We start from the raw sequence: 16,332 nt of genomic DNA, 5'->3' as shown, positions 1-16,332 counted from the left end.
GCCGGGTTCAAAAGGATTGGAAGAATGAAGAAAGGTTTAATGCTGCTCTCTATGCTGGTGGCTTCAGTGACCGGCGCGGCCCATGCCGACGACGCGGCAATCCAAAAAGCACTGGGTAGCCTGGGCATTCAACAGGCGGACGTGCAGCCTTCACCGGTAAACGGCCTGAAAACCGTGCTGACCGATAACGGCGTGCTGTATGTGACCGAAGACGGCAAACACATTCTGCAAGGCCCGTTGTACGACGTCAGTGGCAAAGAGCCGGTTAACGTCACCAACCAACTGCTGACCGGCAAGCTGGAAGCGCTGAAAGATCAAATGATCGTCTACAAAGCGCCAAAGCAGAAACACGTGATCACCGTGTTTACCGACATCACCTGTGGCTATTGCCACAAGCTGCACCAGCAGATGAAAGAATATAACGATCTGGGCATTACCGTCCGTTATCTGGCGTTCCCGCGTCAGGGGCTGAATTCCCAGGCCGAGAAAGACATGCAGTCAATCTGGTGTACCGCCGACAAGGCCAAGGCCTTCGATAGCGCCATGAAAGGCGACGCGGTTTCTCCGGCGACCTGTAAAACCGACATCAGCAAACACTATGCGCTCGGCGTGCAGTTCGGTATTCAGGGCACCCCGGCGATCATTCTGGAAAACGGCATGATGATCCCAGGGTATCAGGGGCCAAAAGAGATGGCCGCCATGCTGGACGCGCATCAGACCGCAACCAAAACCGGTGGTTAATCGCCGGTGAGCATCAAAACACAACTACGCCGCCGTGCGACGGCGGACGACAGCCATCTGCCAGCCAGCCTGCACCCGCTGTTGCGCCGTTTATATGCGCTGCGTGGCGTTCAGGCCGAGCAGGAATTGGAACGCAGCGTCAAAGGCATGCTGCCGTGGCAGCAGTTGGATGGCATTGACGCCGCCGTGGGCATTCTGCAACAGGCGCTGGCCGAACATCGCCGCATCATGGTGGTGGGAGACTTCGACGCCGATGGCGCCACCAGTACCGCGTTGACGGTGCTGGCGCTGCGCAGTATGGGCGGCAGCGCGGTCGACTATCTGGTACCGAACCGCTTTGAGGACGGCTACGGCCTGAGCCCTGAAGTGGTTGAGCAGGCGGCAACGCGCGGTGCGGAATTGATCCTGACGGTGGATAACGGCATCTCTTCCCACGCGGGAGTGGACGTGGCCCACGCCAAAGGCATGCAGGTGCTGGTGACCGACCACCACCTACCGGGGGAAACCCTGCCGGCGGCGGAAGCGATCGTCAACCCGAACCTGCGTGGTTGTGAGTTCCCTTCCAAATCCCTGGCCGGTGTCGGCGTGGCTTTCTATCTGATGCTGGCGTTGCGTGCCCGCCTGCGTGACAGCGGCTGGTTCGAACAACGTGCGTTGGCGATGCCGAATCTGGCAGAACTGTTGGATCTGGTCGCGCTCGGTACGGTAGCCGACGTAGTACCGCTCGATGCCAACAACCGCATTCTGGTGTACCAGGGCCTGAACCGTATCCGTGCCGGCAAATGTCGGCCGGGCATCAAGGCGCTGTTGGAAGTGGCTAATCGTGATGCACGTCAACTGGCAGCCAACGATCTCGGCTTTGCGCTGGGGCCACGGCTCAATGCCGCCGGACGACTGGATGATATGTCGATCGGCGTGGCGTTGTTGTTAAGTGATGACATCGCGCAGGCGCGTATGTTGGCTAACGATCTTGATGCGCTTAACCTGACGCGGCGTGAGATTGAGCAGGGCATGCAGGTTGAAGCTCTGCAGCTGTGCGACGAACTCGAGCGCAGCAGCACCGCCTTGCCATACGGGCTGGCGATGTATCATCCGGAGTGGCATCAGGGCGTGGTGGGGATTTTGGCTTCGCGCATCAAGGAGCGCTTTCATCGCCCGGTGATCGCCTTTGCCCCGGCAGGTGAGGGCATTCTTAAAGGTTCCGGGCGTTCGATAGCCGGTCTTCACATGCGTGATGCGCTGGAGCGGTTGGATACGCTGAATCCGGGGTTGATGATGAAGTTCGGTGGTCATGCCATGGCGGCCGGGCTGTCGCTGGAAGAGAGTAAATTCGACGAGTTCCGCCAGCGCTTTGGCGATCTGGTGGGCGAATGGCTCGATCCGGCGATGCTGGAAGGGGTGATTTGGTCCGACGGCGAACTGGCGATGCAGGAACTTTCGCTGGAAACGGCGGAGCTGTTGCGCGAAGGAGGCCCCTGGGGGCAGGCCTTCCCGGAGCCGACCTTCGACGGCACATTCCGCATTCTGCAGCAGCGGTTGGTGGGCGAGAAACACCTGAAACTGATGGTGGAACCGCTTGGCGGCGGCCCACTGCTGGACGGTATCGCTTTCAATGTCGACACCACCCTGTGGCCCGACAGCAGCGTGCGCGAAGTGGAACTGGCCTACAAGCTCGACGTCAACGAGTTCCGTGGCAACCGCAACGTGCAGTTACTGATCCAACATCTCTGGCCGCGTTGATTTGTGGCTGCTTTATCCCGGGGTTTGCTCTGCCAAACCCCGGCATGTTTTCTTCCCCCACAAAAACTAACCAACCGGCTATAAACTGACGCCTGGATCCGCTAGAATTACCGGTTCCAATGGCATTTCGCCATCGACGACATCAACGTAAAAGAACGCAAAAAACATGTTTGAAATTAACCCGGTAAAAAACCGAATTCAGGACCTGTCCGTGCGGACTGCCGTTCTTAGGGGGTATCTTTGACTATGATGCCAAGAAAGAACGCCTAGAAGAAGTTAACGCAGAGCTGGAACAACCTGACGTTTGGAACGAACCCGAGCGCGCACAGGCGCTGGGTAAAGAGCGCGCGGCGCTCGAAGCCATCGTTGAAACCATCGATCAGCTGGAGCAGGGGGGCGAAGACGTCTCTGGCCTGCTGGAATTGGCGATTGAAGCCGACGATGAAGAAACCTTTAACGAAGCCGTCGTTGAGCTTGATCAACTGTCTGCCAAGCTGGAACAATTAGAATTCCGTCGTATGTTCTCTGGTGAATACGACAGTGCTGATTGCTACCTGGATATCCAGGCGGGTTCCGGCGGCACCGAAGCACAGGACTGGGCCAGCATGTTGCTGCGCATGTACCTGCGCTGGGCCGAGGCCAAAGGCTTCAAGACCGAAGTGATTGAAGAGTCCGACGGCGACGTAGCAGGGTTGAAGTCCGCCACCATCAAGATTATCGGCGATTATGCGTTCGGCTGGTTGCGTACTGAAACCGGCGTGCATCGCCTGGTGCGCAAGAGCCCGTTCGATTCCGGCGGCCGTCGTCATACCTCGTTCAGTTCGGTGTTTATCTACCCGGAAGTGGACGACGATATTGATATCGACATCAACCCGGCGGACCTGCGAATCGACGTTTACCGCGCCTCGGGTGCGGGTGGTCAGCACGTGAACAAAACTGAGTCGGCGGTGCGTATTACCCACTTGCCGACCAACATCGTAGTGCAGTGTCAGAACGACCGTTCTCAGCATAAGAACAAGGATCAAGCGTTTAAACAGCTGCGAGCCAAGCTGTACGAGTTTGAGATGCAAAAGAAAAATGCTGATAAACAGATGATGGAAGACAACAAGTCCGATATCGGGTGGGGCAGCCAAATCCGCTCTTACGTGCTGGATGATGCCCGAATCAAGGATTTGCGCACTAACGTTGAAACGCGCAACACGCAGGCCGTATTAGATGGCGACCTGGATAAATTCATTGAGGCAAGTTTGAAAGCCGGGTTATAAGGAACAGAAATGTCTGAGCAACAACCACAAGGCGCCGAACAGGCGCTGGATCTCAATAACGAGTTGCAGTCACGCCGTGAAAAACTGGCTGCGCTGCGCGAGAACGGCATTGCGTTCCCGAATGATTTCCGTCGCGACACCACGTCCGACAAGCTGCACGCTGCGTACGGCGATAAAGACAACGAAGAGCTGGAAGCACTGGGTGTAGAAGTCACCGTTGCCGGCCGTATGATGACCCGCCGTATCATGGGCAAGGCATCCTTTGTCACGCTGCAGGACGTTGGTGGCCGCATCCAGTTATACGTCGCCCGCGACGATCTGGCGGAAGGCGTTTACAACGAAGAATTCAAGAAGTGGGACCTGGGTGACATCCTTGGCGCACGCGGCAAGCTGTTCAAAACCAAGACCGGTGAACTGTCCATCCACTGCACCGAACTGCGCCTGCTGACCAAGGCACTGCGCCCGCTGCCGGACAAGTTCCACGGCCTGGCCGATCAGGAAACCCGTTATCGTCAGCGCTACCTGGATCTGATTGCCAACGACGAGTCGCGCAAGACCTTCCAGGTGCGTTCTCAGATCATGGCGGCAATGCGTAACTTCATGGTGGAACGCGGCTTCATGGAAGTCGAAACCCCTATGATGCAGGTGATCCCGGGCGGGGCTTCTGCTCGTCCATTCGTGACTCACCACAATGCGCTGGACATCGATATGTACCTGCGTATTGCCCCAGAGCTGTACCTGAAGCGTCTGGTGGTAGGCGGCTTCGAGCGAGTGTTCGAAATCAACCGTAACTTCCGCAACGAAGGCGTTTCTCCGCGTCATAACCCAGAGTTCACCATGATGGAACTCTATATGGCTTACGCGGATTACAAAGATCTGATCGAACTGACCGAGTCGCTGTTCCGCACCCTGACCCAGAACGTGTTGGGCAATACTCAGGTGCAGTACGGTGATGAAGTGTTCGACTTCGGCAAGCCGTTCGTGAAGCTGACCATGACCGAGGCGATCAAGAAATACCGTCCGGAAACCGATCTGGCTGACCTGGCTGATATGGGTAAAGCGGTGGCTATCGCTGAATCCATCGGCATCAAGGTTGAGAAGAGCTGGGGTCTGGGCCGCGTAGTGACCGAGATCTTCGAAGAAGTGGCGGAGAGCCATCTGATTCAGCCGACCTTCATCACTGAATACCCGGCAGAAGTTTCGCCTCTGGCGCGCCGTAACGACGTTAACCCGGAAATCACTGACCGTTTCGAGTTCTTCATCGGCGGCCGTGAAATCGGCAACGGCTTCTCCGAGCTGAATGACGCAGAAGACCAGGCGCAGCGTTTTGCTGACCAGGCTAATGCGAAAGACGCAGGTGATGACGAAGCGATGTTCTACGACGAAGACTACGTTACCGCGTTGGAGCACGGCCTGCCACCAACCGCAGGTCTGGGCATCGGTATCGACCGTATGGTGATGCTGTTCACCAACAGCCACACTATTCGCGACGTGATCCTGTTCCCGGCAATGCGCCCACAGAAATAACTTCGCAGTAATGAATATCAACCGGCGCAGGTATCTGTGCCGGTTTTTTTTCGTCTGATGAGCGAGGATAGAGCCTATTACCGCTAACTGCTTAAAACATCAGCAGTTACGCGTTATCTCCGCTTGCCCGCCGAGGATAACCGGTTATAATGACAGCCGCACACCGATGCGGGTGTAGTTCAATGGTAGAACGGCAGCTTCCCAAGCTGCATACGAGGGTTCGATTCCCTTCACCCGCTCCATTTCCGCCATATTCCCTGCTGATTACCGACATCCCTGTCCCATTACCGACGTATTAAATTTGCCCTATTGCCGCTTGTTTCCGAGCTAAAGTCAGTTCGCTGGCGAGCACCTCAAACAGCATGTCAATTTCCTGCTGAGTATTGTAATGCATCATCCCGATGCGCAGCACGCCGCCGCTGTCTTGCAGGTTCAAACGTCGAATTAACCCCAGTGCATAGAAGTGTCCGCTGCCGGCGCAGATATTGTGCTGGCCAAGTCGACGGGCGATCTCCTCAGGCGCATGGTTGCTGAAGGTCAGGGCAAAAGTCGGAGTGCGACGGTGAATGTCTGCCTGCGGAGTACCGTAGAGCTGCACGCCGTCGATTTGCTGTAAGCGTTGCAAAAAATACCGACACAGATTCTCTTCATGGCGGTGATAGCTGGCAAAACTTTCCTGCAAACGCTGCCTTAAAGGAGCGCCTGGCGTGCCCCATTGCGCCAGGTAGTCAATCGCCGCCGTGACACCGGCCAACCCTTCGAAGCTTTGGGTGCCGGTCTCAAAACGGCCTGGGCCAATGTCGGTGGCTGGCTCGACTTTATAGGGCTGCAGCCGTTGCAGCCATTGCGGCGCGATATAGGCCATGCCGATATGCGGGCCAAAGAACTTATAGGCAGAACACACCAGAAAGTCGCAACCCAGCGCTTGCACATCGATCAGGTTGTGCGGGGCATAATGCACTGCATCGACGTAAACCTGTGCGCCGACCCTGTGGGCGGCTTCGGTGATGGCTTTAATATCGGCAATGCTGCCCGTAACATTAGACGCATAGCTGACGGCGACCAGGCGAGTTTTGGCGGTAATCTTTTCGCACAGCCGGGCGGTATCCAAAGAACAATCCGATAGTTGCAGGGGGATTTGATGCACGGTGACCTGTTTGTCATTGGCCGCCTGCTGCCAGCTGGAGACATTGGCGTAGTGATCCAGCTCGGTAACGATGATCTCGTCCCCGGCTTGCCAATCACGACTAATAATGCGGCTGAGGTGGAACGTCAGCGAGGTCATGTTCATGCCAAAAACGATATTATCGGGCGAGGGCGCATTCAAGAAAGTGCGTACCGATTCCCTCGCATTACTCATCACCTCGGTTGTTTTATGGCTGGAAAAATAATGTCCGCCCAGATTGGCGTTATATTTCCCCAGATAGTGGGTCATTTTCTCCAGCACGCCTTGCGAAACCTGAGAACCGCCAGGCCCATCGAAAAAGATAACGGGTTTGTCATCATAGCGCTGGGTCAGCGCACTAAACTGGGCGCGGGCGAGTTCGGGAGTAAATGTCATGCTTTTTCTCCCCGCGCGGTCAGGACAAACAGATCAAGATGCCCCTCTTGTTCCGGGACAACGGAGCTGATCGGCGTGGCGTTATGCCATAGCTTACTGTCCGCCAGCAAAACGGCTTCACCGTCCGCCAACACTTTTTTAAAGAACGGAGGCTGGTGATTATCGGCATATAACATGATCTCGCCGCCGACAATATTTTGCCGATGGATACCAATCATCGCGATATGATCAAAACCATCCTGATGGATCCCTTCCGGCGCTACCTGCGTTTCATTATCAATAGCGACAACGCGCATCTGATGGATTTCTATTTCCGTTCCTTCAGGTAAATCATTGCTTTCAGCAAACAGATTGCACATTTCTTCCATGCCGGCGCTTTGCAATACGGCTTCGTCAATCGGCTCGAAATGGCGCACCACATTGCCCTGAAAGTGGTTGATTTCATCCGACTGAACGAAATTGCGCGGGCCAATCTCAACCACATGACCATCGAGATGTTTGACGACCGAATAGCGACGTAAGCGGTACTTGCCGTCGGCATGCTGGGTATGGGGCAATCCAGAAAATGACGGCATTAATTGTTGGGTGGCCTGGTGGCTAAGTGCAGTCATACTTATTACGTTTTCGTGTTTATGTAACATAATCACCTCAAATATGAATCAAGACTGACTTTGTAGGGAGGTATTTCGATTGAATTGTAGTCGACACTATTGCCAACGCAATTTTTAGCCAGCGCCGACTACCTTCAAGCTATATGTTGCTGTAAACAAGAATGAACGCAGGCAGTATTAGCCATCGGTTGAACGGCTGACAGTTTCCCAGGCATCGATATCGCTGTTCATTTGGTGCAGTTTTTCTCTGACATACATCAGGGCATCGCTGCCCAGCAGCAGTAATGCCGGTGGCTCAGGGGTATTGATGAGTTGCAGGATGGCTTGGGCTGCCTTCATCGGATTGCCCGGTTGATTGCCGCTGTATTTTTCGCGTGTTTCACGGATGGGCCCGAAGCTCTGATCGTAATCGCTGATGCTACGCGCTGATCGTACCATCGAACGTCCTGCCCAGTCGGTTCGGAAAGCTCCGGGCTGAATGGCGGTGACTGCAATATTAAAGGGCTTTAGCTCTTTGGTCAGCGTTTCGGAAATACCCTGCAAGGCAAATTTGCTGCCGCAATAGTAGCTGATCCCCGGCAGGGTAATGAAGCCGCCCATGGAGGTCACATTGAGAATATGGCCGGCCCGACGCGCCCGAAAATAAGGCAGGAAGGCTTTAATTACGGCTACCGCACCGAACACGTTGACCTCAAACTGGTGGATAGCATCAGTTAACGGCGACTCCTCCATAGTCCCTTCGTGGCCATAACCGGCATTATTGACCAGTACGTCAACGGCTCCCAGTTCCTGTTCTACGGTATTGACCAGAGGGGCAATCGCAGCGAAATGAGTGACATCGAGAATGCGGCCAAAGCTGCGGCCCGGTGCCAGGGCTTCGAATTCATCTTTGGCCTGCTGGTTGCGTAATGTTCCCACCACGCGGTGTCCTGCTTTCAGCGCTTCTTCGGCCAACGCACGGCCTAAACCGCTGCTGACCCCGGTGATGAAAAATAATTTTGAATGATTCATGACACTCTCCTCTGTAATGTGGAGAAGCAGAATAGGGGGGACAGGATAAAATCCGTAGCCCGGATCCTCTCTGATGTTTGCCTATTCCTCTGAGTTGTCTGGACGGCTCTGACGCTGAGTGTCACACTTCGTTCACTTTCAGCCTCTTTTGGCAGGTGCTTATGACCATTCCCCCTCCGACGATTAGCGGCCAGATGGCTGAGCTTTTGGATCGGTTAACCCCGTGTGAAGGCTACAATCTTACGGCTCTGGCGGACGTGCGCTTTTTACGTTCCAACCGTCCGCTGATGCGCACGCCGGTTTTATATGAACCGGGGATCGTCATTGTGGTGCAGGGGCGAAAACGTGGTTTTTTAGGAAGTGATGTCTATTTGTATGATGCGCAGCATTATCTGATGGTCTCGGTGCCGGTGCCCTTTACCATGGAAACGGATGCCAGCGCTGCCGAGCCGATGCTGGCGATTTATATGCGGCTGGATTTCAGTTTGGCGGCGGAGCTGATGTTGCAACTCGACGATCGCGGTCCGACGCTCAGCGAGCCTCCACGAAGTATGGTCTCCAGCCCGATGGATGACGCTATCAGCCGTTCGGTTTTACGTTTTCTGCAGGTCATGGCTTCACCGCTGGATGCCGAGATATTGGGGCCGGCGATGATGCGGGAAATCTATTACCGCGTAATGACCGGGGCGCAGGGGCAGATGTTGCGAAATGCGCTGACCACCCAGGGTCAGTTTGGCAAAGTGGCGAAAGCGCTGCGAAAATTGCACGCCGAATATGATTCGCATCTGGATGTGAATGCGCTGGCGAAAGAGGCGGGCATGAGCCTGCCAACATTCCATAGCCATTTCAAAACCGTGACCAACACTTCGCCGATGCAATATTTGAAGTCTACGCGACTACATCAGGCCAGATTACTGATGCTGCGAAATAATCTTTCCGCCTCGGCGGCCTGTGTGCGGGTGGGGTATGAAAGCGTTTCTCAGTTTAGTCGTGAGTTTAAACGCCTGTTCGGGCTAACACCGCTTAATGAAGTTGAACGTATGAGGCACAACTTTTCGCTACCTGCGCCAGTGACCCCTTCAGATTTTATTTCCTCTCACTGACCCGGAGCCTGCGCTTCACGAAATGACGACCAGAGCACCGATGATGGCGATCAACAGGATCCAAAACCATTTGGAGGTTTTTAGGTGTAACTCCTAATTATAGCGCTGTCTGTCCACCTTGATCATCCATAGCCCCAGCCATAAATTTGCTACGGGAATCCCGGATCTCAGGCATGTTTGACAGGACCCATTCCCACATTGGCAGCATATTAATCAGCACGCCCTCACCGATTGGGGTTAATTGATATTCAACGTGAGGATGCGGGTATTTTTGTTGGTAGTCGTGACGAGTAATCAATCCGTCACGCTCCAAATGGCGCAGCGTTCTTGTCAGCATGCGCTGTGTGACACCGGATAGCGCCCGGCCGAGTTCCGCATGACGTAAAGGCCCATGGGTGCCCAGCGTATAGATGATACTCAGAGACCAACGATTGCCGGTATGCGCCAGCACTTCACGTTTTAAGCTGTCATCTTCATCGCTGAGCGCACTGCATATCGCGGCAAATTTTGTTTTTTGTTCGTCGTTGAGTTTCATTTCATCCTCGCAGTATCAACGGTGTACCTGATTGATCCCCTGTTATCAGGCTGACAGGATAGGTCGACCAATACAGCAGGAGAGAGTATGAGCATCTCAAATAGTCGTCAAATATCTAATATTCTGATTCTGGGGGCCGGCGAGCTTGGCATGGCCATGTTGAACGGATTTGTGAAGGAGAAAGAACGGCGGCCTGATGTCGAATTGACGGTACTGCTGCGGCCATTATCACCTGGCAATAGCTCGCAGGAAAACCTGTTGCGTCGAAGGCAGCTCGAGGCATGGGGGATTGATATCGTTACCGCCGATTTTAGCCTACAATCGGAGCAAGAACTGGCAACGGTTTTTGCCAGGTATGATGCCGTCATAAACTGTAGTGGATTTGTCGGCGGTAAAGGAACACAGCTTAAAATTACTCGTGCGGTTCTGTTAGCCGGAGTCGCCCGTTATTTCCCCTGGCAGTTTGGCGTTGATTACGATCGTATCGGCATGGGAAGCGGTCAACCGGTATGGGATGAACAGCTTGCCGTGCGGAGTCTGCTACGTGCGCAGCAGAGGACAAATTGGGTCATCGTATCGACCGGAATGTTCACCAGCTATCTTTTCGACCCTGGCTTTGGGGTGGTTGAGCGGGAACTCTACAGGGTTAATGCACCGGGTATTGCTGACTATTCGGTCACCCTGACCACGCCCGAAGATATTGGTCAGCTGACGGCGAAGATTTTCTTCCAGCGGCCACTGATCGACAATGAAATTATTTATATCGCAGGGGACAGCATTACTTACCGTCAGTTGGCTGAACTGCTTGGTGAGCATGACCGATGTCCTTATACGCTGGTGGTCGAGGATCATCAGGCTTTGCAGGATGCTGTGACTGCAAAGCCTGAAAGTCTCACCGCGGCCTACCGACTGGCGTTTGCCCGTGCTGATGGTGTTTCCTGGGATAAAGCGAAAACCTACAATGCTCGGCAGGGTATTGAGGTGACGGATGTTCGCGGATGGCTGAAACAACATTGCTCCGAAGTTTAATTAATCACTGCCGGCATTGTCGGCAGTCTTAAGGGAAATTTACAGCTATATTTATTTACCGAGATTGATGATAATTAATTTCCATTTTTTTACAAAACAAACATAATAATAACCGTATTTAAACAAACTGATTTCCACTTGATTATCTGGCCTTTTTTTAACTAAAAAAACCATCTATCTGTGATCGCTATCCCTCAATGAAAATGAAAAGAAGTTAATTATTAAGCTTCTTAACAATAATAATGAGGTTAGCATGTTATTTACCATTCAACTTATTGTCATACTTATCTGTCTATTTTATGGGGCCAGAAAAGGTGGAATTGCACTGGGGCTGCTCGGCGGTATTGGATTAATCATCCTGGTTTTCGTTTTTCATTTACCCCCCGGAAAACCGCCGGTGGATGTCATGCTGGTTATCATCGCCGTGGTGGCCGCATCCGCGACGCTGCAGGCATCAGGTGGGCTTGACGTGATGCTGCAGATTGCCGAGCGTATGCTGCGCCGCAATCCTAAATATGTCTCCATCGTTGCTCCTTTCGTGACCTGCATCCTGACCATTCTTTGCGGTACCGGCCACGTGGTATACACCATCTTGCCGATTATTTATGATGTGGCGATCAAGAATAACATTCGTCCGGAAAGGCCGATGGCGGCCAGTTCTATCGGGGCACAGATGGGCATTATAGCCAGCCCGGTATCCGTCGCGGTGGTATCGCTGGTCGCCATGCTGGGTAATTTTACCTTCAATGGTAAACACCTCGAGTTTCTCGATTTGCTGGCCATTACTATTCCCTCAACCCTGTGCGGCATTCTTGCTATCGGTATCTTCAGTTGGTTCCGGGGTAAGGATCTGGATAAGGATGAAAAGTTCCAGAGCTTCATTTCAGACCCGGAAAACTATAAATACGTTTATGGCGACACGGCAACCTTACTGGATAAGAAATTGCCTACCAGCAACTGGGTAGCCATGTGGATTTTTTTGGCTACCATAGCCATTGTTGCGCTATTGGGCGCTTTTTCTGAACTGCGGCCATTAATTAATGGAAAACCACTTTCCATGGTATTGGTTATCCAGATGTTTATGCTGTGTGCAGGTGCAGTAATTATTATCGCGACCAAAACGAATCCGGCCAATATCTCTAAAAACGAAGTTTTCCGTTCCGGAATGATTGCCATAGTGGCGGTTTACGGCATTGCCTGGATGGCCGAAACCATGTTTGGCGCGCATCTGGAAGAGATAAAGTCTGTACTGGGAACTTTGGTGAAAGAGTATCCCTGGGCCTACGCTATCATTTTGCTGCTGGTTTCCAAGTTTGTTAACTCCCAGGCCGCTGCACTTGCAGCAATCGTACCTGTCGCGTTGGCTATCGGTGTTGACCCAGCCTATATCGTGGCCTCTGCCCCTGCCTGCTATGGCTACTATATATTACCTACCTACCCAAGCGATTTGGCGGCCATTCAGTTCGATCGCTCTGGAACAACCAACATCGGGCGGTTCGTCATTAACCACAGCTTCATCATGGTGGGTTTGATCGGGGTTTCCGTATCCTGCGTGATGGGTTGGGTGCTGGCGGCGGCATACGGCTTCTTGTAACGGGGTGGGGCACAGCGCTGGATAATGCTGTTTGTTGATGAATCGCTCTTTTTCTTGGATGTGAAATGCAAAAAAACCGCTCAAAGCGGGTTTTTTTATCACTAATGCTTAACTGCTCAGGCTGGTGCCTTCATCGCTATCGTAAGTCTTAGTGAGATTATCGGCGATTAAAGCGCGATAACATTAACAGCAGATGGGCCTTTAGCGCCGTTCTCAATTGAGAACTCTACTTTCTGACCTTCATCCAGGGTTTTAAAATCGCTGCTCTGGATGGCGGAGAAATGTACGAAAACATCTTTGCTGCCATCTTGTGGAGTGATAAAGCCGAAGCCTTTGTCAGCGTTAAACCATTTTACTAAACCAGTCATTTTGTTAGACATAGATATATCCTTTTCATTTTTTGAGCCACTCAACGTGGCGAACATGGCCTGTTTTGCAGATTTTTACTTATGGGGCACTTAGGAGGAGGCTCATGAAGAAGGGTATCTAGAGATAACGCTTGAACTGAGAACTGCTTTACTAAAACTGCTTTCATAAGGTCTGTGTTCCAAACCGATGCCGCCATAGTAGGCCTGGTTTGATTTATTAAGCAAGGATTAATTTTTTTAATGTCATTGGCAGGCCAATATTGCCTTGGCACCGCATGAGGGATAATGACAGGGCTCAGGCTGGGTGGTGGGCATCTTTTTATCGTCATGTGGCTGATGCATAAAAGATAAAAGCCCTGACAATGGTTGCCAGGGCTTTTAAGGTACTATCGACTTCAAATTTAACATTAATGAACTTACTGATTTGTTACTACTAAGCTTCTATCGTTAAATGTACAGGTTTATCGCAGATAATATTGGGCGAACTAAAACCTCCCCTATATTTACCAGTTTACGTTTATCATCAATCTTAATAGATATTCAAAGATTGATGGCTTAACCAGGTACATCTCCCCTCGCGATATAGACTCTTTGATGCGTGGCCTCACCTCTATTGCGATCTGTTGCACTAAACTGAAAAATCGCAAACAAAAAACAATTAGAACATGGCCTTACATCATCGCGTGTTGGTACACACCCTGCGATTGTAGGTACTGACTACATGGCCTGAAAGCGTCATCAATAGAGAATGTTGCTTATCTCGATACTGATGCCCATACAAAAAATACTTCGTGGCCTTTATCGCAAAAATAACTGTAACAACTTACCTTTAATACTTTTACCATTATCAACAAGCTATTATTACGCTGTTGATGATTACTAATCTACTGGTTTTTTAAGGGGTGTCAATACTGTTTTTAATAACATGTTTTTAATGACATGTCTTTATTAACAGTATTCATAATAATCATCGACTAAGCATCATCTAACGCTTATTTTTAGCCCGGAATCTGGAGTCTCGGGGGAATTTATTGTGCTCAAAATTTGTTCGCTCAGGGCAGGGTGAAACTTATTTTTTTATTAATTAAGGAAAACAAAATTATAGCTGGGGCAACAGAGAAAGGCAGTCCCTGACATAGCCCGCCGCCGAAGCAACGGGCGGGTTTTAACCCTATCAGGGCTTAGCGATGAAGCGGGCGAGCCGTTGATGCAATTGGCTGTTTTCTTTACGCAGATGTTCAATCTCTTCCAGCAGCGTCAGCGTTACCGCAATACCGGGCCAATCCAGAGCCAGCTCGCGGTGCAACTGCTCAGCGCGATGGAAGGTGATTAATGCACGATCGTCAAAGATCCACTCTTCAGTTGCGGGATCGCGTGGTTGAATCACACCGAGCCCGACAATTTCCGTTAGCTCATCCTGTGAAACGCCGGTGTGCAGGCAAAACTCGGTAATGGTGAAAGTTACTTTTACGTTAGCCATTTTGCTTACTCCACTCTTTGCGCGGATCGAAGGTCTGCTGGGCTTCTGCCAACTGTTGCCACAGCGCGGCGCTTTTTTCGTCCGGCTTCGGTGGCATCATGACTTTGATCACGGCATACAAATCCCCGGTTTCTTTTTTGCCGACCAGGCCTTTTCCCTTGATGCGCAAGCGCTGCCCGGTTTGGCTACCGGCAGGAATGGTCAACAGGATACTGTCTTTCAGAGTGGGTACCGGTACTTTGGCACCGAGCGCCGCTTCCCATGGGGCGACGGGCAGCACGATCTCCAGATTGTGTCCGACGATGTCGAACAGTGGATGCGGAGCAATGCGGATGATCAGATAGAGATCGCCGCTGGCGCCACCGTCAGTTCCTGGTCCGCCCTGGCCTTTCAGACGAATGCGCTCACCATCGCCAACGCCGGCGGGGATTTTCACATTAAGGGTTTTAGGGATTTCCTGCTCCACCATGCCGAAAGCGTTATACACCGGCAGGCTATAGCGAATGGTACGGGTTTGCTCGGCCTGGGTTTCTTCCAGGAAGATAGCCACTTCCATTTCAACATCCTGGCCGCGCATGCCCTGACGCCGCTGACGATGTTGCTGAGCACGGGCATGTTCGCCAAACATGGAGGAGAAAATATCGGAAAAATCTTCGGCGTTATGGGCACTGCCATGCTGTGTCTGGCGGCCAAAATTGGGATCGTTACGGTGCTCCCGCAGTTGATCGTATTCGGCGCGGCGTTCGTCGTCTTTCAGCACTTCATAGGCTTCGGCGACCAGTTTGAACTGTTCCTCGGCATTCGATTCGGTGCTGACGTCGGGGTGATACTTTCGTGCCAGTCGGCGATAGGCAGTTTTGATTGCCTTGAGATCGTCCGCTGGTTTAACCCCTAAAATGGCGTAGTAGTCCTTGAATTCCATAGCGTTATCATCTCACTTCAATCTTTCATCAGGGGGATAGTTGAACCTGTATTGGGTGAAACTTTACTCTTAGTCGGGCCGTTTGTCGTTGACGTACCGATGTAATCAGGCGGTTTGGCAACCAAAAAGCGGAGCCGAGCGGCTCCGCAGCGGTATCACGCCCGTTTCAATAGTCGGGCAACCTGGAACAGGCTGAAAGAACTGAACAGCATTTCAATGCCGACAATGGTGGTGACCAACACCACCGACGTCGCGGGATCGGCGCTAAGCAGCAGCCAGGCAATCGCCAGATCCAAAACGCCAATCACCAGTTGCAACCAGCTGCCTTTAACTTCACGCAGCTTATAGCCGGCAATCAGCCGGACAATCCCGCCCAGCGCAAACAGGGCAGCGAGATAAATCGCCATGGCGAAAATGCCCACTGCCGGGTGGGTGATAAAGACGTAGCCGATAATAAGGTAAGCCACCCCGAGCAGAATGCCGCCGATCATCGGCCAGGTATTTTGCAGTCGGTTGGCAACCATGGCGAAAATCAGCCCGAATCCGCTCAGCAACAAGAAAATCCCCACAACCATACTGATTGCCGCGCCGGAGGCAAAGGGGCTGAATAGGCAGAAAAGGCCGCCCAATAACAGCAGTAGCGAGATGATTAACAGCGGGGTGCGTTGTTTCTTTAGGCTCTGTTCGTCGATGTTCAGCGAATGAAGATGATTCATATTAAGCATGATGTAACTCCCTTGTTGTGAATGTCCTGTACTGTTCACCACTGAGTATAGTGGAACACGCCACCTTGAGGATGATGTATGGCTGCGGTGTATTTCTTCCCGTACCAAAAAGAGCCGTCC

General features: G+C 52.3%; 15 protein-coding genes and 1 tRNA gene. 8 read left to right on the top strand and 8 right to left on the bottom strand.

Annotated elements, in window-relative coordinates; genetic code table 11:
- The first annotated feature begins 24 nt into the window (after positions 1–24).
- From dsbC to FCL49_RS22865, 5 genes are all read left to right on the top strand, one after another.
- Positions 25–741, top strand: coding sequence for a bifunctional protein-disulfide isomerase/oxidoreductase DsbC (gene dsbC, locus FCL49_RS22885; protein WP_174355256.1), 717 nt, complete (start codon positions 25–27; stop codon positions 739–741).
- 6 nt (positions 742–747) lie between these two features.
- Positions 748–2,481, top strand: a complete 1,734-nt coding sequence (gene recJ / locus FCL49_RS22880) for a single-stranded-DNA-specific exonuclease RecJ (RefSeq protein WP_174355255.1) — start codon at positions 748–750, stop codon at positions 2,479–2,481.
- Between the two features lie 166 nt (positions 2,482–2,647).
- Positions 2,648–3,746, top strand: a protein-coding gene (prfB, locus tag FCL49_RS22875) for a peptide chain release factor 2 (protein WP_112363199.1) whose coding sequence is annotated in 2 segments (ribosomal slippage) — positions 2,648–2,722 and positions 2,724–3,746 — 1,098 coding nt in all. Because the reading frame shifts where the segments join, the coding sequence is not laid out codon by codon here.
- A 9-nt stretch (positions 3,747–3,755) separates the two neighbouring features.
- A complete protein-coding gene (gene lysS, locus FCL49_RS22870; RefSeq protein WP_012146591.1) occupies positions 3,756–5,273 on the top strand; it encodes a lysine--tRNA ligase in 1,518 nt (505 codons plus the stop codon).
- Between the two features lie 168 nt (positions 5,274–5,441).
- A tRNA-Gly gene (locus tag FCL49_RS22865) sits at positions 5,442–5,515 on the top strand.
- Positions 5,516–5,568: 53 nt separating this feature from the next.
- Here the strand turns inward: FCL49_RS22865 and FCL49_RS22860 are convergent.
- The 3 genes from FCL49_RS22860 to FCL49_RS22850 all read right to left on the bottom strand — a co-directional run bounded on the left by FCL49_RS22860 (position 5,569) and on the right by FCL49_RS22850 (position 8,456).
- Positions 5,569–6,834 (bottom strand): cysteine desulfurase-like protein, encoded by a 1,266-nt coding sequence (locus FCL49_RS22860; RefSeq protein WP_174355254.1) that lies wholly within the window; start codon positions 6,832–6,834, stop codon positions 5,569–5,571.
- Entirely contained in the window at positions 6,831–7,445 is a 615-nt protein-coding gene (locus FCL49_RS22855) for a 2OG-Fe dioxygenase family protein (RefSeq protein ID WP_254611135.1), read from the bottom strand. The genes FCL49_RS22860 and FCL49_RS22855 overlap by 4 nt, the downstream gene beginning before the upstream one ends.
- 177 nt (positions 7,446–7,622) lie before the next feature.
- Positions 7,623–8,456 (bottom strand): oxidoreductase, encoded by an 834-nt coding sequence (locus FCL49_RS22850; RefSeq protein ID WP_174355252.1) that lies wholly within the window; start codon positions 8,454–8,456, stop codon positions 7,623–7,625.
- A gap of 161 nt (positions 8,457–8,617) precedes the next feature.
- Here FCL49_RS22850 and FCL49_RS22845 point away from each other — a divergent pair, with 161 nt between their 5' ends.
- Positions 8,618–9,559: an AraC family transcriptional regulator gene (locus FCL49_RS22845; protein ID WP_174355251.1), complete on the top strand. Its 942-nt coding sequence runs from the start codon at positions 8,618–8,620 to the stop codon at positions 9,557–9,559.
- Positions 9,560–9,656: 97 nt separating this feature from the next.
- On the opposite strand, the gene FCL49_RS22840 is transcribed toward FCL49_RS22845, so the two are convergent.
- Complete coding sequence (locus FCL49_RS22840; protein WP_174355250.1) at positions 9,657–10,094, bottom strand: winged helix-turn-helix transcriptional regulator; 438 nt, start codon at positions 10,092–10,094, stop codon at positions 9,657–9,659.
- A gap of 87 nt (positions 10,095–10,181) precedes the next feature.
- Between FCL49_RS22840 and FCL49_RS22835 the strand changes: the two genes are divergently transcribed.
- Both FCL49_RS22835 and FCL49_RS22830 read left to right on the top strand, forming a co-directional pair.
- Complete coding sequence (locus FCL49_RS22835; protein ID WP_174355249.1) at positions 10,182–11,123, top strand: aromatic alcohol reductase; 942 nt, start codon at positions 10,182–10,184, stop codon at positions 11,121–11,123.
- A 253-nt stretch (positions 11,124–11,376) separates the two neighbouring features.
- The gene (locus FCL49_RS22830; protein WP_135317806.1) at positions 11,377–12,717 is read left to right on the top strand and encodes an anaerobic C4-dicarboxylate transporter; all 1,341 of its coding nucleotides are present in this window, start codon (positions 11,377–11,379) and stop codon (positions 12,715–12,717) included.
- A 167-nt stretch (positions 12,718–12,884) separates the two neighbouring features.
- Here the strand turns inward: FCL49_RS22830 and cspE are convergent, their stop codons facing one another.
- From cspE to FCL49_RS22810, 4 genes are all read right to left on the bottom strand, one after another.
- Positions 12,885–13,097 (bottom strand): transcription antiterminator/RNA stability regulator CspE, encoded by a 213-nt coding sequence (gene cspE, locus FCL49_RS22825; RefSeq protein ID WP_012146565.1) that lies wholly within the window; start codon positions 13,095–13,097, stop codon positions 12,885–12,887.
- Positions 13,098–14,259: 1,162 nt separating this feature from the next.
- Entirely contained in the window at positions 14,260–14,565 is a 306-nt protein-coding gene (cbpM, locus tag FCL49_RS22820; protein ID WP_174355248.1) for a chaperone modulator CbpM, read from the bottom strand.
- Positions 14,558–15,487, bottom strand: a complete 930-nt coding sequence (gene cbpA / locus FCL49_RS22815) for a curved DNA-binding protein (protein ID WP_174355247.1) — start codon at positions 15,485–15,487, stop codon at positions 14,558–14,560. The genes cbpM and cbpA overlap by 8 nt, the downstream gene beginning before the upstream one ends.
- A gap of 155 nt (positions 15,488–15,642) precedes the next feature.
- Entirely contained in the window at positions 15,643–16,212 is a 570-nt protein-coding gene (locus FCL49_RS22810; RefSeq protein WP_135317803.1) for an HdeD family acid-resistance protein, read from the bottom strand.
- Positions 16,213–16,332: the final 120 nt, after the last annotated feature.

The organism is Serratia proteamaculans (assembly GCF_013337185.1).
GTDB lineage: Bacteria > Pseudomonadota > Gammaproteobacteria > Enterobacterales > Enterobacteriaceae > Serratia > Serratia proteamaculans_D.
Note: the sequence above shows the minus strand (reverse complement) of the source record. Positions and strands in the feature narration are given on the sequence as shown.